The organism is Streptococcus suis (assembly GCF_019856455.1).
Taxonomy (GTDB): Bacteria; Bacillota; Bacilli; order Lactobacillales; family Streptococcaceae; genus Streptococcus; species Streptococcus suis_AE.
This window is the reverse complement of sequence record NZ_CP082205.1, coordinates 750,380-770,418: the sequence shown is the minus strand read 5'-3', so window position 1 is coordinate 770,418 and position 20,039 is coordinate 750,380. Positions and strand designations below refer to the sequence as shown.

Sequence of the window (20,039 nt, the reverse complement as noted above, 5' to 3'; positions counted from 1 at the left end):
ATTATCCCTCCAAGGCTGTTTTCAAATCTGCAATCAAGTCTTCCGCATTCTCTATACCAATAGACAGACGAAGCAAATCATCTGTCAAACCGTAAGAATGACGGATTTCAACTGGAATGTCTGCGTGGGTCTGAGTGGCTGGATAGGTAATCAGACTCTCTACTCCACCCAGACTTTCAGCAAAGGTAAAGACTTTCAGGGTGTTGAGAATATGGGGAATCCGACTTTCATCTACCACCTTAACCGAAATCATCCCACCGTTTCCTGTGTAGTAAACTTGCTTGACTGCTGGACTCTTCTCCAAATACGCTACAATTTTCTGTGCATTTTGTGTTGCCCGCTCCATTCGAAGCGAGAGGGTTTTAAGTCCACGCATGAGTAAGTAAGAATCCAGTGGAGATAGGGTTGGACCCGATGTATTTTGGTCATAAAAGAGCTTATCATATAGGGCTTGATCATTGGTCATCAAAGCGCCAGCTAGTACATCATTATGCCCAGATAGGTACTTGGTTGCTGAATGTAGGACAACATCCGCTCCTAGAACAAGTGGATTTTGGTAGATAGGGCTGTAAAAAGTGTTATCGACAATCACCTTAGCACCTTTGGCATGGGCGATAGCCGAAACCTTAGCGATGTCAAACTCCACCATGAGTGGGTTAGTCGGTGTCTCCAGATAAACATAGTCTGTCTCTTCGGTGATGGCTGCAATCAGCTCCTCCTCGGTGTTTGCATAGGTAAATTGAAATCTACCGATACTCTCTTGCTCATTGAACCAGCGGAAGGAACCACCGTACAAATCACGCGCCGCTACCACTTGACTCCCTACAGGAAAACCATTAAAAAGTAAGACCAGAGCAGCCATTCCCGAGCTCGTTGCTAGGGCATAGTCGGCCTTTTCAATAGCTGCCAAAGTCGTCTCTAGACTGGCACGTGTCGGATTTTTTGTTCTCGTGTAGTCATAACCTGTCGATTGACCAAACTCAGGGTGTTGATAGGTCGTCGAAAGGTGGATAGGGGAAATCAAGGCACCTGTTCTCTCATCGCTATTGATGCCCGTATGCGCTAAAATCGTATCAATCTTATAATCTGTCATAACATCTACTCCAATCTAACTTACAATATAGTCTAGCATGAAATAGGAGATTTGGTGTGAAAAATATCCAAAAATACTTATAGAAAAATAGCAAGCTTTGCTATAGTTTTTCTTTATAACAATAATCATACTGGATTTACCAATAAATACTTTTAAACCTATACATTATTTGATATAATAAAAGAAAGAGAGGTGATTTGTCATGAAATTCCAGTTTAACAAGCATTTCTATCGTTATAGCGCCTTCTATTCTATGATTTTTTGGACTTGTTTTTTTCTGTCAGACATATTGCTAGATCCTTCCCAAACGCCTGCATGGTATAGCCTATTGGCCTCTATGATTATTTTAATTCATGCCATTCGAACCTTTTTCTTCAAGGAAGAAAAAGAACTCACTCGCATGGGCTACATCTTCTATATCGGATTGATCGTGGTGATTATCTATCTGAAATTTATTTTGGGTAAATAGAAAGGAGCTTACTATGTCTAAAAAATTCAATAAAGCATTCTATCGGACCTGGGAATTTTACTTGTCTCTTGCCTGTATCCTACAAGTGATTTCTGCTGCTGTAAATGGACCGTTTTGGTTTATCCATTTTCTCAAGCTTGGACTCGGACTTTATGCTGGTTATCTAGCTTTCTTTAAGTCACGTAGCTGGATTAAAAAAACATGGCAAATTTATCTGACGATTGGATTGATTACTAGTTGGACAATCATTTCCTTCTTTGTACTGTGAGGATTTTATATGTTTAAAGAATTTAATAAAGAATTTTATCGGAGTTTTAACTTTTATTTGATGATATTGTTGTTGCTTGGTAGCATTGGAGAATGGTTGGACAAGGGGCCTACCCTCTGGCTTGGGCTCTTGCTTTTTGCTTCTGTCGGTACAGCCCGCAGTGCCTTTTGGTCTAAAGAATGGATGTTGAGGGCAAATTGGCAAATCTATCTCTGCATCGCATTCTTGCTAGTTGGGGCTTGGGTAGAATTTTTTATTTAAGGATTGAGGGCGAAGTATTCGCTCTCTTTTTGTTTCAAAATATACAGTGATTTTCATTCAAAGATGGTATAATATACCTATGCAAAAAATTGAGTTATTAGACGGAGAGCGGATTGACCAGCTCTTCTCGACAGATGTTCAGATTATTCAAAATCGAGAGGTTTTTAGCTACTCGATTGACAGCGTTCTTCTTTCGCGGTTTCCAAAAATTCCTGCTCAGAAGGGGCTGATTGTCGATCTTTGTAGCGGAAATGGGGCGGTGGGCCTCTTTGCCTCTACACGCACCAAGGCTCAGATTATTCAGGTCGAGTTGCAGGAGCGACTAGCTGATATGAACCGCCGTTCCATTGCCCTCAATGGTCTGGAGGAGCAGGTTTCGATTATCAATGACGACTTGGCAAACCTGCCCCAGTATAATTTACGGTCCAAGGTTGATTTGATGCTCTGCAATCCTCCCTATTTCAAGGTAGATAAAGAGTCAAACCTCAATGAAAGCGAGCATTATCTCCTAGCCAGACATGAGATTGCAACCAACCTAGATAGTATTTGTCAGGTGGCCCAACAGGTGCTCAAGTCCAATGGTCGCTTGGCCATGGTTCACAGGCCCGATCGATTTTTAGATATTTTGGACACGCTGAGAACCTACAAACTAGCTCCCAAACGCATCCAGTTTGTCTATCCCAAGGCCAGCAAGGAGGCCAATATGTTGCTGATTGAAGCGATCAAGGACGGATCGGTAGATGGGCTGCACATCCTGCCACCTCTGGTTGTCCATGAGGAAAACGGCGACTACACTCCGGCTATTCGTGAGATTTATTATGGAAAATAAGGCCTACTTTTATGTTTTGGAATGTGCCGATGGGAGTCTTTATACTGGCTATACGACTGATGTGGAGAAGCGGCTTGCTACCCATAATCGTGGGAAAGGGGCCAAGTACACCCGCGCACGCCTGCCTGTCAGCCTGCTCTATCAGGAAGCCTTTGACAGCAAGCAAGAAGCCATGTCTGCCGAGGCTTTGTTTAAGAAACGCAGTCGGCAGAGTAAGTTAGATTATATCGCAGAAATGACAAAAAAACCTCGTACAAAATAGTACGAGGCTTTTTATTTAAAATGCTTCCAAAATTGTATCAATTTTCCCCATAGCTTCTTCAAAAATAGCCTGAGCCTGACTTGGATCAGCCGATTGCCCCTCGATAAAGACCTGATGAATGTCTTCAAAGCCTAAAAATTCAAAGATAGACTTGATGTACTGGGCAGCTGGATCTTGACCTGCATAAACACCACCATTGGACTGGATGTGTAGGAGTTTTTTATCCTTGACCAAGCCGATAGACCCCTCAGGTCCATACTTGAAGGTCAGGCCTGCTACATTGATGGTGTTAATCCATGAAACGAGCTGGCTAGGCACATTGAGGTTCCAAAGAGGATTGACGACGACAATCTTATCTGCTGCAAGAAATTGTTGGGTCAAGGCATTGTAGCGGTCCAACTGCTCTGCTTGTTCAGGGCTGATAGCTTCGCCTTTTTTAGCTGCTCCCATAGCCTCTAACAAAGGCTTATCCAAAGCTGGAATCTGGTCTTCAAAAACATCTACTATTTCAATCCGATCTTCTGGGTACAAACTGGCGTACCGAGTTTGAAACTCTTCCAAAGCCCGCAAGGCGTAGGACTTTTGTGCGTCGAGGGGGTGAGCCTTTACAATTAATACAGTTGCCATTGTTCATCTCCTTTATCATCCGTTATTACTAATTATCGATAAATATATTCTACTCTTTTTGATTTGAAATTCAAATCATTTGCTCAAAGCAAAAGGCTGGCCAACCAGCCTTTTGCTTTTTTAGATTGTTTTATTATTTTAAATAGGTGTAAGCGACACAGTCCAGGCTATCAACGGCTGTAAAGCCAATTGCCTCATAGAAAGAACGTGTTTTCTCAGTATTGTCCGTCAAGAGATGAAGCTGATAAATACCTGAGAAGTAGGCAATGGCCTGCTCTAAAAGATTGCGACCAATTCCCTGACGCTGATAGGCGGGGAGGACCAAAATATCCTGAATGAAGATGATAGAATAACCATCACCAACTGCCCGCAAAAGACCCACTAGACGGTCACCGTCAAAGGCAGCAAGAACGAGCAGACTATGTTCCAAGGCCTTCTGTAACATGGTAGGCCGGTCAGTATAATTTGTCCAACCAACTGATTCATAGATTTCAAGGACTGCTTGAAAATCAAGTTGAGGATTTTGTCTGTAAGTAATCATGATGTTCTCCTTTGTATTATTATTTTAGAATACAAAGGCTTTGTCCATTGTTAAAATACCCATGGTCGTACCTCCTGTTTTGCTACCTCTAGTATAACAAAAACCGCTCCAATTATGAAGCGGTTTTAAAATGCAGATAAGCATAGTAGATGCTAAGACTTACAACAGAAATTCCAACCAATATCATTACAAGGATAGATAGGGTTGGTGAACCTAACAAACTTACTAACTGTAACAACCCACCAATCATCAAGAGATAGCCTGACTGCTTTCTTCCCTTTCGTTCTATTTCGTTGGTCTTGCTGTCCAATTCCTCCTTGGGTAAATAATTTCCTATCACCATATAATAGACAGCCAGCAGTCCAATGACAAGTCTCCGATAATCCAATTCTACTCCTAAATTATACCAGAGTAAAGAAACTTGAACGATAAGAAACAGTAGCGGAAAAAACCATTTGACCACTCGAATGACTGGTGTTTTCCCTATCCCTTTCACATCATAAAGTACACAAATGAATAGGTGAACACAAAAGAATGATAGCGGTGTCAAAATCATCATATACTTGGCCATAGAGCCATTTGGCTCACCATTTACCGAAAAATGTGTCACCATGGTGTCTGGCAAGGCTCCATAGTAACAAATCGTCAATACAGCAATCAGTAGAAATATACTAGAAGTTGCTAATAATGTTTTTATGTCAATTTTCTTCATCTTGTTTCCCTCCAAAACTTGCAATCCAAACCAAGACTTCTTCAAAGACCGTATAGTTTAGACGATAATAAATAAAATTTTTCTGCTTTTCCTCCAAAATTAATCCAGCTTTTTTCAAAGTGGATAAATGATGAGAAACTGTTGCTCCTGTTAATTGAAATTGTTCTACAATTTCCCCAGCAGACTTCGGCCCCGACTTAAGACTATCTAGAATTTGCCTACGAATAGGAGCAGAAATTGCCTTCAAGGTTTCAGACAATCCCATAATAAGCCTCCTTGTCCATCTATTTAGAAATATTTCTAAATAGAATTATACTCTGTTTTTATTGTTTGTCAAGAACTATTTCGATTATTTTCTAAATAGATTTCAAAAAAACAGACCACTCTTTATGGTCTGTCAAATACGGCTTATCTCTCCCCTTTATTGCGAATCACAAAGCCTGTTTTCTTTTCACTTGATGTGCGTTGGTGTGGTTTTTTGTTATCTTGACGGCGGTTGTCACGTTTGAACTTGTCATCGCGACGATTGCGGTCACCACGGCGTCCTCCACGGTCTCGGTTGCGGTCACCATCACGACGACCACCACGATCACGGTCGCGACCACCACGGCCACCCTTGCCCTTGGCTTGACCAGGTGCAAACTTGAATGGCAGTGGTTTTTCACGCGCGATTTCCACTTCTGGCAAGCTATCTGGATCTTGTACGGTCAGACTAAGTACGTAGAGAGCAAGCTCTTCAGGCGTAAATTCAGTCGCCAGCTTGATTGCATCTTTCTTAAACTTATCAAAGTTTCCACGAATGGTCTCGTCTGCGAAGTCACGTTCAATCTTCTTCAAAGCAACTTTTTTCTTGGCTTCAAAGGCCTCTTCGGCAGTTGCCGGCTTAAGTCCTTTCATACGTTTCTTGGTCAAATCTTCGATGATGGCCAAGTAGCCCATCTCGTTTGGCGAAACAAAGGTAATAGACTGACCTGATTGACCCGCACGACCGGTACGACCGATACGGTGAACATAGCTTTCTGGATCCTGTGGAATATCGTAGTTATAGACATGCGTTACACCTGAAATATCCAAACCACGCGCCGCAACGTCCGTCGCAACAAGGACATCAATTTGGTCATTTTTAAAATCACGAATAACACGAAGGCGCTTGTTCTGGTCCAAATCTCCGTGGATACCCTCTGCACGGAAGCCACGCAGTTTCAAACCACGAGTCAATTCATCGACACGACGTTTGGTACGACCGAAGACGATAGATAATTCAGGCTGGTCAACGTCCATGAGGCGTGTCATGGTATCAAATTTTTCATGTTCTTTGACACGGATATAGTATTGGTCCACGTTCACATTGGTCAATTCCTTGGCCGCAATCTTAACGTGCTCAGGCTCTTTCATGAATTTGACACCGATACGCTTGATTGGCTCTGGCATAGTCGCAGAAAATAGGAGAGTCTGGCGACTTTCAGGAACACGCTCGATAATGGCTTCAATGTCATCCAAGAAGCCCATGTTGAGCATTTCATCTGCCTCGTCAAGAATAAGGGTTTCAACGCCGTCAAGCTTGAGAGCTTTACGTTTGATCAAGTCCAAGAGACGACCAGGTGTACCAACAACAATGTGAGCACCAGAACGAAGGGCCTTGATTTGTTTTTCAATGCTAGAACCACCGTAAACAGAGCGGACTTTCACACCCTTTTCACGACCAAATTTGAAGAGTTCTTCTTGACTTTGCACCGCCAACTCACGCGTTGGAGCAATAATTAGGGCTTGAACAGCTTGATTATTGATGTCAATTTTATTGAGGGTGGGCAGACCAAAGGCAGCTGTTTTACCAGTACCCGTCTGGGCTTGACCAATCACATCTTTACCCTCAAGAGCGAGAGGAATAGTCTGCTCCTGGATAGGTGACGGCGTTTCAAAACCAGCCTTCTCAACAGCAAGCAAAATGTCTTCGGATAAGTTTAATTCAGTAAATTTCAATTATGATACCAAGTGCGTTAAGAAAACAAGGTGAAAATAGGAGACTAACGCAGTGTGGGTACACACTAGGAAGTCTATCTTTTTCACGAAGTTTTTAGCACGGGTTCGAATACTCTTCCCGAGCTAGTTTCCTAACGCATTTCCTTTCTTTTACAAGGCAGTGCGAAGCTACCTTATCTAACTTTTTTTGTAACAATTATTTCCACTGGCAGCGAACTAACCAGTATCAGACTTGCAACTTACCTAGTATAACACATTCTAAGCATAAAGGTCGGCTTTTGCCTTGAAAATTTAAAAAATGCGTTTTCATGAAAAAAGGAGCTTTCGCTCCCCTTCTTCAGAAAATTATTTCAACAATACCGCTGCTGCAAGTGCTTGTTGGATCTGAATAACACTCTTATCACTCTTAAATTGGAGGGTTTCAGCAGGTTCAACAGCCGAGGAAATCCATATTTTCAGCTCGGCATCTAAGTCAAAATGACCAGAGGTTTCTACCGTAAAGCGTGAAATCGAGCGGTAAGGAATCGATTTATAAGATACCTTTTTCCCAGTCATTCCTTGCTTATCGACCAAAATCAATCGATATTCTGTAAAAACAATCAAATCACGAACCAAGCTGAAAGCCATTGCTACCTGTTCCGCATCCAAAAGGATATCTGCCAACTCTTGCTCTACCTTGTCATTATTCATCTGCGAGGCATTGCCCATCAAACCTGAAAACAAACCCATGTGTTTACTCCTTTTTTACTTTTCCATATTTTACCGAAAAACTTACAGGAAACAAAGTAAAAACCAGCCTATAATACAAGCCTCTCGTCAAACAAGCCTAGAAATTCTTCATTCTGCGAATGGGTGACGACGATGACCAACTTATCCTCAATCTTGGACAAGGTTTCCGCAATTAAACTTTCATTTCTAGTATCTAAGCCCGTCGTTGGCTCATCAAATAACAAGACTTCCGCATCACGATAGAGAGCTCTAGCTATATCAAACCGCCGCTCCTCCCCTCCCGATAATTGCTGGGCAGAGGATAGCAGGGTAGCGAAACCATTTTCCTGTCGTTCAAACCAGTCTAGCAGACCAACCCTGCTCAAGCAAGTCAGAGCCTTTCTCTGATCCAAGGGACCAAACAGGCTCAGATTTTCCCCAATACTAGCTGAGAAAATAGCCGTTTTTTGAGGAAGATAATAGATTTTTCCAAAAAACGAGGTCTGTTCTAGGTCCGCAAGATTGGTCTGGTTGACCAAGACCCGTCCCTCATCTGCTTTCTGAACCCCCAGCAGCAGACGGAGCAAGGTCGTCTTGCCACTGCCACTTTTACCTAGAATCGCATATTTTCTATTAGCAAGAAAACGATAGGAAAACCTATCAAAGAGGCGGTGATTATTCTGCTCATAGGTAATCGTTTCCAAGCTGATGCTGTCAATGGTTTCAGTCAGTTCTTCCTTGGCTTCATTTTCCTGGAATTGGCCTTGTAAAATCGTCGTCAAATCTGCTACAACAGTCCGACTGGCCAGGTAATCTGTCACCAGTCCAGACATGGTCTGGATAGGCCCCGCCACCGTTCCCATGAGGGTGGTCATAGCAATCAGGTCTGAAATCTTCAGCAGGCCTTGAAAGACAAAGATACCACCAATAATCCAGGCACCCGAATAGACCACACTACTCAAACCGTAGGACACGGCGTAGGTCTGAGATTGTTTTTTGGAAAAATGGTTGGCTCGCCTAGCATATTCCTGACTGGATGCTTGGAGTTTCTCCTCAAAAATCGGAGTAATGGTGCTGATTCGGATAAAGGTCAGAGAATGAACAAACTCACTAAAGAGCTTGAGGTAGGCATTCTTCTCCGACTGACTATCCTGAGTGGCATGAGCAAGGATACGATTATTGATCAAGGGAGCGAGAAAAGGAATAAAGCACAAAGCCAGCATAATCAGCGTCATGGTCCCTTGCAAATAAAGGGCACCAATCAGTGAAAAGGTAAAAACAAGGAGGCTTGTCAACATGGACAAGAGCGGTGTTAGATAACCATTTTCCAAGACATCCATGTGGTTGACCAAAATGTGAATCTTGTCAGCACTCTTTTTGTCATCATTTCCTGAATCATCACCAGCTGCATAGACAGCCACCAGTTGATTTCGAGCCCTTTCCATGATACGATTGACCAACTTAGATTTGAGATAACGAGGCAGGTAGTCAAAGTAGGTATCGCAGATGAAAAAGCCCACCGCTATGAGTGAACCGGTCACAAATGCCTTCTGGTCACCGGACAGAGCCGCCTCTGAAACCCTAGCATAGACAAAACCTGTTGCTGCCAAAATCAGAGCATAGACAAGAGCTACCGAGACATAAGCCAGCACCTCCAACTTGCATTTTCTAAGGTAGTAAAACAAAGTTCAGACCTCCAATCCATTTCCATTTATATAACTATAGTATATTATAATAATACTTTTTTTGCAATGATAATAAAATTAAAAAAAGCCAGGACTTGCCTGACTTCTTATTGGTATTGGATTGAATTGGTCGAAGATTGAACTTGAGGTTCATCAAAGCGACTTAAGAAAGTTTTAGCTTGATTTTCGAAGCTGAATACTGACTTTAATACACAAAGAAAATCAAGAATAAAACTAGGCAAGGAGCTGAAGATTGAACTTAAGGTTCATCGAAGCGACTTAACGAAGTTTTAACTTGATTTTCAAAGCTGAACAGCTGTAATCTGACTACCGTCAGTTCCCATCTCCCGATAGCAAACATCTCCCAGATGTTTGCTACATCTTCTCTTCCAACTCCACATTCGGATATTTATCCGCAAACCAGCGGAGGGCGAAGTCGTTTTCAAAGAGGAAGACGGGTTGGTCAAAGCGGTCTTTAGCAAGAATATTACGGCTTGAAGACATCCGTTCATCCAGGTCTTCTGGCTTAATCCAACGGACTGTCTTTTTACCCATTGGGGTCATGACTACCTCAGCATTGTACTCGCCTTCCATGCGGTGTTTGAAAACTTCAAACTGGAGCTGACCAACGGCACCCAGCATATACTCGCCTGTCTGGTAGTTCTTGTAGAGCTGAATCGCTCCTTCTTGGACCAGTTGCTCAATTCCCTTGTGGAAGGATTTTTGTTTCATGACGTTTTTAGCAGAAACTTTCATGAAAATTTCAGGGGTGAAGGTCGGTAGCGGTTCGAATTCAAACTTGTTCTTACCTACGGTCAAGGTATCTCCTACCTGATAGGTTCCTGTATCGTAAACCCCGATAATGTCCCCCGCCACTGCATTTTCCACATTCTCTCGGGACTCTGCCATGAACTGGGTCACATTGGACAACTTGGCTCCCTTGCCTGTACGAGGCAGGTTGACCGCCATACCGCGTTCAAATTCACCTGAAACCACACGGACAAAGGCAATACGGTCGCGGTGACGCGGGTCCATGTTGGCTTGAATTTTGAAAACAAAACCTGAAAAGTCTTTGTTGAGCGGGTCAATGACATCACCAGTTGTCGTCTTGTGTCCATGTGGCTCTGGAGCAAATTCCAAGAAGGTATCCAGGAAGGTCTGCACACCAAAGTTGGTCAGGGCTGAGCCGAAGAAAACAGGGGTCAAATCGCCGTCCAAAATCGCCTGCTCTGAAAATTCATTCCCAGCTTCCGCCAGAAGTTCAATATCATCCAGAACTTGTGCATAAAAGGGGTTAGAACCAAAGAGCTTGTCACCCTCGTCCAAGCTTGCAAACCGCTCGTCACCACGGTAGAGTTCCAAGCGTTTGTTATGGAGGTCATAGAGACCCTCGAAGGATTTCCCCATACCGATTGGCCAGTTCATTGGATAGCTGGCAATGCCCAAGACTTCTTCCAACTCCTGCAACAAATCAAGTGGCTCACGACCGTCACGGTCCAACTTGTTGATGAAGGTAAAGACTGGGATGTTGCGGTGCTTAACGACCTCAAAGAGCTTTTTGGTCTGAGACTCGATACCCTTGGCAGAGTCCACTACCATGACAGCCGCGTCCACCGCCATCAAGGTCCGATAAGTGTCTTCTGAGAAGTCCTCGTGCCCTGGTGTATCTAGGATATTGACCCGCTTGCCTGCATAGTCAAACTGCATGACAGATGAGGTAACAGAGATACCACGTTGCTTCTCAATATCCATCCAGTCAGATTTGGCAAAGTTACCAGTCTTTTTCCCCTTGACCGTACCTGCTTCACGAATCTCACCCCCAAAGTAGAGTAGCTGCTCGGTAATGGTGGTTTTACCCGCGTCCGGGTGAGAGATAATCGCAAAGGTGCGGCGTTTCTTGATTTCTTCTTGTAGTGACATAATGTTTCCTTTTCATTTTTTTGTATTTTGATTCATAGCAGAGCTGAGCTCTTATCCTATTCGATTTACATTGGATTCATCCTTATTCTTTACTAGACAACTCTCTTATTATATCGGAAATAAGGGAATTTTTCAAACTATTGAAGAATAGGTCTACAGACCTATACTATTGTATTATAAATGTGTTACAATAAGTATGAGATGTATTCTATATACTAGAAAAGAAAGATAAAATAATGAACAAACAAATAAAAGGTTTATCAACCAAGGAAGTACAAAAACGTATTCAAAACCAGCAAACCAATCATTTTAAGACAAAGACCAGTGCCAGTAATTGGGAAATCTTCAGACGAAATGTGTTTACATCTTTTAACGCACTAAATTTTGCCATTTTCTTAGCCTTACTAGCTGTACAGGCATGGTCCAACCTTTTCTTCTTCGGAGTTATTGTCCTCAACGCTGTTTCAGGAATGCTGACAGAATGGCGAGCACGACGAATGATTGACAAACTCAACCTGATGAACAAGGATTTTATCCGAGTTGTTCGCGACAGCGAGACAATCTCTATTGCACCAGAAGATATTGTCTTAGATGATGTTCTCTTGCTGTCTGCTGGCGAACAAGTTCCTAGTGATGCTATTGTTTTAGAAGGTATAGCCGAGGCAAACGAGGCCATGTTAACCGGTGAAAGCGACTTGATTGTGAAAAATACTGGGGCTGAATTATTGTCTGGTAGCTATCTAGTTAGCGGACAGATTTATGCAAAAGTCATCCATGTTGGCGCAGAAAACTATGCCAGTAAGCTCATGCTTGAGGCGAAAACTCACAAACCTATCGTCTCTCGTATTCTTTACAATATGGATAAAATTGCTAAATTTACAGGAAAAATTATCATTCCATTCGGACTTGCTCTTTTTCTAGAAGCCCTTTTCATCAAACTTCTTCCCTTAAAAGACTCAGTTATTACCAGCTCTACTGCCCTACTAGGTATGTTACCAAAGGGAATTGCTCTGCTGACCATCACTTCTCTCTTAACTGCCGTTATCAAACTGGGAATGAAAAATGTCCTCGTACAAGAAATGTATTCCGTCGAAACACTTGCCCGAGTTGATGTTCTTTGTTTGGATAAGACCGGAACGATTACTCAGGGGAAAATGACCGTCAAAAACCTGCTCCCCTTAACCAACCATTATTCACTTGACACTATCCAACAGATACTCGCTACCTATATCCAGACAAGTGAGGATACTAATTCAACAGCTCAGGCCATTCGAAAAGAATATGGTGATTTAGAGCACCACTATAAAGCTAGTCACATCATCCCATTTTCTAGTGATAGAAAATGGGGGGCAATGACAATAGAAAACATTGGTCACATTTTTCTAGGGGCACCAGAAATGTTACTAACACAAAATCCTCCTTCTGTTTCTGAGGCACAGGCTCGTGGTTCCCGTGTCCTGATTCTTGCGCTTAGCCAACAGTCCCTTCCTTCTTCTCAAAATCAGCTACCTGAGAATATTGAACCTCTAGCTCTATTAGAAATTGCCGACCCAATCCGAGAAGACGCCGCAGAAACACTAGCCTATCTTCGCTCGCAAGAAGTGACTCTAAAAATAATCTCTGGTGACAATCCTGTGACGGTCTCACACATTGCCAGGGAAGCTGGATTTGCTGACTACGATAGCTATATCGATTGTTCCAAAGTTGACGACGAAGAACTAATTGCCAGAGCTGAAACAACCGCCATTTTCGGTCGCGTATCCCCACATCAGAAAAAATTGCTCATCCAAACCCTCAAAGCACAGGGACATACTACTGCAATGACCGGTGATGGGGTCAATGATATTCTTGCACTACGTGAAGCTGATTGTTCCATTGTTATGGCTGAAGGCGATCCGGCTACCAGACAAATCGCTAATCTAGTCCTCCTAGATTCTGAATTTCGCGATATTCCTGAGATTCTCTTTGAGGGGCGACGCGTTGTTAATAACATCTCCCACATTGCTCCCATCTTTCTTATCAAAACAATCTACTCTTTCTTACTTGGCCTTATCTGTATCGCTAGTATTGCCCTAGGTAAAGCAGAATATTTGTTAGTTTTCCCATTTATTCAAGTACAAATGACCCTCATTGGTCAATTTGTCGAAGGTTTTCCTCCTTTTATCCTAACTTTTGAACGAAATATCCGCCCCGTAGAAAAACATTTTCTCAGAAAATCTCTTCTCTTAGCCCTACCAAATGCTCTCATGGTTGTTCTCAGTGTCCTTATTTTCCATTTAATGCAAGTATTTGGATACTTAAACTTGCATGACATGCAAACCCTCTCTTATTATGTTCTTGGTTCAACAGGTCTACTGGCTGTCATTCGTGCCTGTTTGCCACTGACAAAAGCTCGACTGGCTCTTATTATTTATTCCGTTTTCGGTTTCTTCATCAGCTCCCATTTCCTACATGGTCTGATTGAAATCCACCCCTTAAACAGTCACACATTGCCAATCTATTCTGGATTAATGCTCATTTTTATCCCTGTCTTTTTCTGGATTAGCCACAAACAAGGCGCATTTAAAAACTAAAAATAAGAGGCTGGGCAAAAAGACCAACCTCGCTTCTCAGGGTTCGTGTCAACATCTCAGCGCAGTGGTTGATTGGCAGATTTGTTCGTGTTTTACACTCCAAATCTGACCTATACGACTGATGCGAACTCTGTTCGCTCTATCTCCGACCTCCAAAGGTTCCCCAAACCTTTGGAGCTATGCGGGGGTGGGAGTGAAACAGTCTGGGGATAGACTGTTTCAGCTCAACAACTTAAAACGAAAAATTGTTGACGAACTCTTTTTGACCAGTCGAGTTCTTTCCCGCTCCCTTATTTTTTCAATATCTGCGAATCCATTTGTTTGCTTTCTTTTTTCAAATAGGCAATTAACATAGCTTGTATACTCAAAATAGAGAAACAGAGTAGGCAGGTTACCAAGAAGAAATTCAAAGGAAGATTGGTACTGTTCACTAAAGGTGTCTGTCTCAAAAATCCATAATTTCCACCAGTTAAAAGAGCTACTCCTAGAATCAGCATATTCATAATAAGCGTATATTTCACTACCTCTTTTCCCTTCAACATCTCTCCTTCTAAATCAGATAACAGGTACAACATACAATTAACCGTCAAGGCGTAGTGACCAATAACAAAAGTAAAGAAGGTCAGATGTGGAAATGCAAATGGGTCAAATACTGGATGAATAAAGGCTGAAAGCGATCCAAAAAGACCCAGATAGGCAAAATAACGTTTCAAAGGTCCAGGCTTCGCCCAAAGAATAAAAAGCATAGCCAAGCGACAATGATAAAAAGGAAGACTCTCAGAAAGAGGAAAATCAGCTACGATATACCAAGTATAAAGGGAGACAATCTGTATAAATTGAAGCCACCAAAAAACAATATGAAACCATCTTTTTTGATAACAACGAAAACAAAGATAGAGCATGAAAAACCAAATAATCATGAGAAACAGGTGTTCCAATACGTTCAGGTTCGGTGCTTCAGAAATCTGATTGCTAAAAAAATCACTCATCTTATTAAATTCCTCTCTTTCCCCAAAAGTTATACTCAACAAAAATCAAAATCAAACCAATCAAGTGTTTTTTAACCATCGTCTACTAACAATTGGTTTTAAAATAGACCAATCTAACTCTCGTATCACTTCTTGAAGCTTGTTTATCACATCATCTAGTGTTTTAAAAGCTTTATTCTTAAACCCTCTCTTTCGAATCTCAGCCCAAACTTGTTCAATTGGATTCATTTCAGGAGTATAGGGAGGAATAAACTCAAAACCAATATTATGTGGTTTCTCTAAGGTACTTGATTTATGCCAAACGGCATTGTCCATCACTAATAAAATATAATCGTCAGGATAAGCTTCAGATAGTTGTTTGAGAAAAACATTCATCCAATCTGTATTGCAACCCCCAGCGATAATGAAGAAGGACTCTCCTGTATGGGCATCAATAGCACCATAGCAATAGCGATACTCACGAATATAGTGGCTATGTACATGCGGTCTCACCCCTTTTGGTGCCCAGGCCTTTCCAATTTTACTAATCCGACCGAAACCCGCCTCATCTTGATACATTAGTCTGACTTTATGATAGCGACGACTATTCTTGAAGCGCTTTCCTATTTTCGTGAATGAAGATTTTATTTTTAGACGCTAGAATCGTTTCGGCGTCTGCTTTTTTAGGGTGTTCTGGTCTTGGCGTCACTTTGCGCCAACCATGGCGTTTCAGAAGGGCATAGAATCCTTCCTTGGTCGTAGGGTGTCCAACCCGTTTCTGATAAGTTTCGTAGAGAGAGTTTATGGTCACAAATTCGCCATTTAGTGAAGCTGTTAACTGTTCTTTTAGAAATGCTTCCTCTTCTTGAAGGGTTAAATATTGACGGTTCCGTCCACCTCGCGTTTCTCTTACTAGAGCTGAAATCCCACCAAGCTCATACTTGCCTTGTAAGGACCAGATTGTATACTTTGAATAGCCGATAAGGTTAGTGATTTCTCTATAACTGAGACCTTCGGCTCTGAACAGGATTACTTGAAGTCGTCTATGAAATGGGGAATAGGTTTTATCTTTCAAATAAGTTTTTAATTCGTTTGTTTGTTCGATAGTAAGTTTCATAAATCTATTATACGTTAGTTTTTGTTTTTTGAACAGTATTAGTATATCAACTTTTCGATGTTTTGACAAGACTTGCTAAAAAAGAGAGGTCTTGCCTCTCTACTTTTCTATTTCTTCAACCACTTTTCCAAGATTCATGGAATTAGAGCCTTTAAAGAGGATTTGGTCCTCTTTTCCTAGACTTTCCCTAACCTGTTTAACCAGATCTTCAAATTGGTCCTGCTCTGCATTTTTCCTAAAGAAATAGACTTTTCCTATTGGGAACATCTGACTAGCCAACTGGGCCAGACCTTCAATGTCCTGACCGTAGAAAATGACGGTGTCTAGCAGATCAGGCGACAGGCTCAGAATCATCTGATTGTGGAGATCGACGGACTGGCTCCCCAATTCTTTCATATCTGCCAAAACGGCGATTTTCTTGCCGCCTTCATTGGCTGGAATACTAGAGAAAGTTTCCAAAATCAAGCGCATAGCCGTTGGGTTGGCGTTGTAGACATCACTGAGAATATCTGCTCCGTTTGCTGCCTTCTTCCACTCGGTACGATTGCGGGTCAAGTTCAGACCAGCTAGGGCTGACTTAATTGCCTCATCAGGCACACCCAAGGTCTTGCCCACATAGCTTGCCACTATAGCATTGGTCGCGTTATACTTACCTGTCACTGGGAGGAAAATGTCGCCGTCCATAAAATTGACGGTGAAGGTCAGGCTATCTTTTGACTCGACCAGACTGGTCACCTGCAAATCAGCCTGCTCACCGAAACGAATGAGTTCTACATGGCTCGGCAAGAGCTTATCCGCAATCGGATCTGCTGGGATCAAGAGTTTACTACCTGGCTCCATTCCATCTGCAATTTGTAATTTTCCTTTGGCAATCTCTGCTCGTGAGCCGAAAAATTCCAGATGCGCTTCGCCAAATAGAGTAATTACTGACAGACTTGGTTTGGCAATTTCGGATAGAAGATGAATGTCTCCCAAGTGGTCTTGGCCCATTTCCAAGACCAGTTTTTCTGTATCATCAGGCATGTGGAGGACGGTGTAAGGTAGACCAATTTCGTTGTTGTAGTTGCCTTGTGTCTTGTAAGTCTTGTAAGTCGTCGCCAGAACATCGTGAATCATGTCCTTGGTGGTCGTTTTACCGTTTGATCCTGTTACGGCAATGACTTCTACCCCTGTTTTCTCTAGGTAGTAGGCCGCTAATTGTTGAAGCGCAGCCAAGCAGTTCTCTACTAGAATGTGAGGAACATCAAGGCTGACTTCAGACAGGGTTACCGCACAGCCATTTTCAAAAGCCACAGGAATAAAGTCATGACCGTCACGCGCTCCCTTGAGGGGAACAAAAAGATCCCCTTCTGTAATCAGGCGACTGTCAAACTCGACCTTGTTAAGGGCTGTATCAGGATAAAGACTAATATCATTTTTTGCGCCCAAGACCTGAGCGACTTCGTGTAGGGTTAATTTCATTGTTTTCTCCAATAAACTAAAGGCTAGTTTCACCCCCACACCGCTTCTCAAAATTTGCATCAACATCTCAGCGCAGTGGTTGATTGGCTTTAATAGTCCAGTGGACTATTAAAGGTGGGAGATAGGATTTGCGAAGTAAATTTCAGCTGTTCGTAATTACACTCCAAATCTGTCCTAACTACTGATGCGAACAGTGTTCGCTTTATTTCCAACCTCAAACTGTCTCCCAGACAGGTTGAGCTGTGCAGGGGTGGGAGTGAAACAGTCTGGGAATAGACTGTTTCAGCTCAACAACTAGAAATAAAGACTTGTTGACGAACTCTATTTTTGACCTTTCGAGTTCTTTCCCGCTCCCATTATACCACTTTTTATCGAACTTGAGTGAGGACACCATCTTTCATCTCATATACCTTGTCGCATTTTTCAATCATGCGTTGGTCATGTGTTACCATGATGATGGATTTGTTCCGTTCTTTGGCTTCCTTAGCTAATAACTCAACCACTTCAAAAGCGCGATTACTGTCTAGACTGGCTGTTGGTTCATCAGCTAGAATCAAAGCTGGATCATTGTAGAGTGCACGTGCAATTGCTACACGCTGCCGTTCTCCGCCTGACAAATCCTTAGGGAACTTGTTTTTGAGATGGTCCACACCCAATTCAGATAGGAGTTCGTTTCGCTTGCTCGGTTCAGCTTTCTTATTGACCTTATCAACCAAGGTTAATTGTTTTTCGACTGTTAAAAATGGAATCAAATTGGAAGCCTGCAAGACAAAACCAATGTCCTTATAGCGCAATTTGGCACGTTTTTTCTCAGGTAAATCAGAATAGTCCGATTGATTGATTAAAACACGACCAGTTGTCGGTGTTTGTAAACCACCTGCCAAGGTCAAAAATGTTGACTTCCCAGACCCAGATGGTCCAATTATGGCAACAAATTCGCCTTCTTCAATGCTAAAATTTGTTGGTTTAAGAGCCGTAATGGTTTGACTGCCATCTTGGAAGGTCTTACTAATATTTTCAAAAATAAGTGTTTTCATAACAACCTCCTAAGATAGATTTCGTAATGGATCTACCTTAAAGATAGAACCTACAGAGAAACTAGCACCCAATAGGGCAAATACAACTAGTGCTAGGCCGATTGCAATATAGAAGGTCCAGTTATTCTCAAATGGAACAGCGCTTGGCAAGACAAGGGATGACAAATAAGTTCCAGCCAATCCAAGGACGGCTCCCAAACCAGCCAGTAGGAAGGTTTGAGCCAATACAGAGCCTGAAATATAGCCATTTGAAAGACCTTGAATTTTCATCAGGCCAAAAATCGGTGATTTCTGTGTTGTCAACACAAAGATAAAAATACCAATAACAATGGCTGAGATGACAATCAAGAATCCTATCATAAAGCCAAAGGTCATATTTTGTGCCTTATATCCTGGCAGATTTTCAATAAAGTCTGCAATAGCAACTTTTTCCAGCTCATCTGGTACAGAAGCGACATCTCCACGAACGACAATGGCACTGGCAAGATTACTCGTTGCAGCTTGTTGTTTATCAGCCTGCATCAATTCTGCAAATGCCGTAAAGTCCATATATACAACAGGTGCCACACCAAAATAAGCATTGTCTGTATAACCTACAATGGTCACTTTTTCGTCAGTACCCGACAGATAGACTTCATCACCTAGCCCAAAACCTTCTACCTCTGACAAGGTTTTGTCTACAAGGACTTCTCCAGTTTTTTCATACAAACGACCTTCTACAATATTCGGCACGATAAAACTATCTGATTCAACAGCAAAGATGTTTACCTTTTCTTTTTCGCCTGAGGTGGCATTTTCATCCACATAGGCAACTCCAGCTTGTTGGCGAATCAAGGCCTTGTCACTAGCATCTACTTGGTCAAGCAAGGCTGTATCAATTTTGGATGCTGTAATCAAACGATTGCTTTCTGAATTAAGCAAGACATAATCTGCCTGCCATTTATCAACTGCTGTTCTATTTTCCTGCATGAGTCCGTAAGCCAAACCAGTCAGGAAAAAGACCAAGTAAGAAATCAGGATTAATAATCCTAAAATCAAGCCATAACGCAGCTTATTTTGTCGCATTTCTTCAATTGCTAAAAACATCTTACTCCACACTTTCTAAGACATAAAAACTTGTCTCAAACTGCAAGTCTTCCCTCAAAAGAGCTTTGACTTTACATTTCTTTTCCACATAAGCAAGAATCTCTTTCTGCTTCTGCTCCGAAACCGACTCACCAATTCCAATCAACACCTCAAAACGCTGATTGTCCAAGCGACTCTCCACCTGAACAGGCATGGTTTTATTGCCTTCTTGGCTGGCATAGTAGCCCTGCACACACATGGTGATACAGGCAGCTAAGCCAATATTAACTAGACTAACCGGAGTCTCACCCTTCTCCGTTACCCCAAAGGTACGAACCGGTTCGCCATAACCTTGAGAAAGAGCCTGAAACAGACCTTCCCCTTTTACTGTCGTTTGATACATAAACACCTCCAGAACTTGTTCCATTTTATTCCTTTTTGCAAACCTTTGCAAGAAAAAAGA

20 protein-coding genes and 1 pseudogene are annotated in these 20,039 nt (G+C 42.2%); 6 read left to right on the top strand and 15 right to left on the bottom strand.

Annotated elements, in window-relative coordinates:
• Position 1: 1 nt before the first annotated feature.
• The gene (locus K6969_RS03880) at positions 2 to 1,093 is read right to left on the bottom strand and encodes a cystathionine gamma-synthase (RefSeq protein ID WP_029173561.1); all 1,092 of its coding nucleotides are present in this window, start codon (positions 1,091 to 1,093) and stop codon (positions 2 to 4) included.
• Positions 1,094 to 1,430: 337 nt separating this feature from the next.
• Here K6969_RS03880 and K6969_RS03875 point away from each other — a divergent pair, with 337 nt between their 5' ends.
• The 5 genes from K6969_RS03875 to K6969_RS03855 all read left to right on the top strand — a co-directional run bounded on the left by K6969_RS03875 (position 1,431) and on the right by K6969_RS03855 (position 3,182).
• Positions 1,431 to 1,562, top strand: a complete 132-nt coding sequence (locus K6969_RS03875; RefSeq protein ID WP_255196807.1) for a hypothetical protein — start codon at positions 1,431 to 1,433, stop codon at positions 1,560 to 1,562.
• A 13-nt stretch (positions 1,563 to 1,575) separates the two neighbouring features.
• Positions 1,576 to 1,830 (top strand): hypothetical protein, encoded by a 255-nt coding sequence (locus K6969_RS03870; protein WP_171942647.1) that lies wholly within the window; start codon positions 1,576 to 1,578, stop codon positions 1,828 to 1,830.
• A 9-nt stretch (positions 1,831 to 1,839) separates the two neighbouring features.
• Complete coding sequence (locus K6969_RS03865; protein WP_024395032.1) at positions 1,840 to 2,091, top strand: hypothetical protein; 252 nt, start codon at positions 1,840 to 1,842, stop codon at positions 2,089 to 2,091.
• 79 nt (positions 2,092 to 2,170) lie between these two features.
• Positions 2,171 to 2,920, top strand: a complete 750-nt coding sequence (locus K6969_RS03860) for a tRNA1(Val) (adenine(37)-N6)-methyltransferase (protein WP_171942646.1) — start codon at positions 2,171 to 2,173, stop codon at positions 2,918 to 2,920.
• A complete protein-coding gene (locus tag K6969_RS03855) occupies positions 2,910 to 3,182 on the top strand; it encodes a GIY-YIG nuclease family protein (protein WP_171942645.1) in 273 nt (90 codons plus the stop codon). The genes K6969_RS03860 and K6969_RS03855 overlap by 11 nt, the downstream gene beginning before the upstream one ends.
• Before the next feature lie 15 nt (positions 3,183 to 3,197).
• Here K6969_RS03855 and K6969_RS03850 read toward each other — a convergent pair whose 3' ends face one another.
• The 8 genes from K6969_RS03850 to K6969_RS03815 form a co-directional block, all read right to left on the bottom strand.
• Positions 3,198 to 3,809, bottom strand: a complete 612-nt coding sequence (locus K6969_RS03850) for an FMN-dependent NADH-azoreductase (RefSeq protein ID WP_171942644.1) — start codon at positions 3,807 to 3,809, stop codon at positions 3,198 to 3,200.
• Positions 3,810 to 3,942: 133 nt separating this feature from the next.
• A complete protein-coding gene (locus K6969_RS03845) occupies positions 3,943 to 4,350 on the bottom strand; it encodes a GNAT family N-acetyltransferase (RefSeq protein ID WP_171942643.1) in 408 nt (135 codons plus the stop codon).
• A 112-nt stretch (positions 4,351 to 4,462) separates the two neighbouring features.
• The gene (locus K6969_RS03840) at positions 4,463 to 5,062 is read right to left on the bottom strand and encodes a DUF1648 domain-containing protein (RefSeq protein WP_171942642.1); all 600 of its coding nucleotides are present in this window, start codon (positions 5,060 to 5,062) and stop codon (positions 4,463 to 4,465) included.
• Complete coding sequence (locus K6969_RS03835) at positions 5,049 to 5,327, bottom strand: autorepressor SdpR family transcription factor (protein ID WP_171942641.1); 279 nt, start codon at positions 5,325 to 5,327, stop codon at positions 5,049 to 5,051. The genes K6969_RS03840 and K6969_RS03835 overlap by 14 nt, the downstream gene beginning before the upstream one ends.
• Before the next feature lie 143 nt (positions 5,328 to 5,470).
• Positions 5,471 to 7,042: a DEAD/DEAH box helicase gene (locus K6969_RS03830; protein ID WP_171942640.1), complete on the bottom strand. Its 1,572-nt coding sequence runs from the start codon at positions 7,040 to 7,042 to the stop codon at positions 5,471 to 5,473.
• Between the two features lie 345 nt (positions 7,043 to 7,387).
• The gene (locus K6969_RS03825) at positions 7,388 to 7,771 is read right to left on the bottom strand and encodes a PH domain-containing protein (protein WP_171942639.1); all 384 of its coding nucleotides are present in this window, start codon (positions 7,769 to 7,771) and stop codon (positions 7,388 to 7,390) included.
• Between the two features lie 68 nt (positions 7,772 to 7,839).
• Positions 7,840 to 9,435 carry an ATP-binding cassette domain-containing protein gene (locus tag K6969_RS03820; RefSeq protein WP_171942638.1) on the bottom strand — a complete coding sequence of 532 codons (1,596 nt, stop codon included), beginning with the start codon at positions 9,433 to 9,435 and terminating at the stop codon, positions 7,840 to 7,842.
• A gap of 375 nt (positions 9,436 to 9,810) precedes the next feature.
• Positions 9,811 to 11,355 carry a peptide chain release factor 3 gene (locus K6969_RS03815; RefSeq protein ID WP_171942637.1) on the bottom strand — a complete coding sequence of 515 codons (1,545 nt, stop codon included), beginning with the start codon at positions 11,353 to 11,355 and terminating at the stop codon, positions 9,811 to 9,813.
• A gap of 236 nt (positions 11,356 to 11,591) precedes the next feature.
• Between K6969_RS03815 and K6969_RS03810 the strand changes: the two genes are divergently transcribed.
• A complete protein-coding gene (locus K6969_RS03810) occupies positions 11,592 to 13,928 on the top strand; it encodes a cation-translocating P-type ATPase (protein ID WP_171942636.1) in 2,337 nt (778 codons plus the stop codon).
• Between the two features lie 290 nt (positions 13,929 to 14,218).
• Here K6969_RS03810 and K6969_RS03805 read toward each other — a convergent pair whose 3' ends face one another.
• The 6 genes and pseudogenes from K6969_RS03805 to K6969_RS03780 form a co-directional block, all read right to left on the bottom strand.
• Positions 14,219 to 14,917 carry a TIGR02206 family membrane protein gene (locus K6969_RS03805; protein ID WP_024376697.1) on the bottom strand — a complete coding sequence of 233 codons (699 nt, stop codon included), beginning with the start codon at positions 14,915 to 14,917 and terminating at the stop codon, positions 14,219 to 14,221.
• A gap of 60 nt (positions 14,918 to 14,977) precedes the next feature.
• A pseudogene (locus K6969_RS03800) lies at positions 14,978 to 15,836 on the bottom strand (IS630 family transposase); the annotation flags it as partial.
• Between the two features lie 276 nt (positions 15,837 to 16,112).
• Positions 16,113 to 17,474: a UDP-N-acetylmuramoyl-tripeptide--D-alanyl-D-alanine ligase gene (locus tag K6969_RS03795; protein WP_024376696.1), complete on the bottom strand. Its 1,362-nt coding sequence runs from the start codon at positions 17,472 to 17,474 to the stop codon at positions 16,113 to 16,115.
• Positions 17,475 to 17,842: 368 nt separating this feature from the next.
• Positions 17,843 to 18,511, bottom strand: a complete 669-nt coding sequence (locus tag K6969_RS03790; RefSeq protein ID WP_004298871.1) for an ABC transporter ATP-binding protein — start codon at positions 18,509 to 18,511, stop codon at positions 17,843 to 17,845.
• A gap of 9 nt (positions 18,512 to 18,520) precedes the next feature.
• Positions 18,521 to 19,597 carry an ABC transporter permease gene (locus K6969_RS03785; protein WP_099807348.1) on the bottom strand — a complete coding sequence of 359 codons (1,077 nt, stop codon included), beginning with the start codon at positions 19,595 to 19,597 and terminating at the stop codon, positions 18,521 to 18,523.
• A gap of 1 nt (position 19,598) precedes the next feature.
• Complete coding sequence (locus K6969_RS03780; RefSeq protein WP_099807347.1) at positions 19,599 to 19,979, bottom strand: OsmC family protein; 381 nt, start codon at positions 19,977 to 19,979, stop codon at positions 19,599 to 19,601.
• Positions 19,980 to 20,039: the final 60 nt, after the last annotated feature.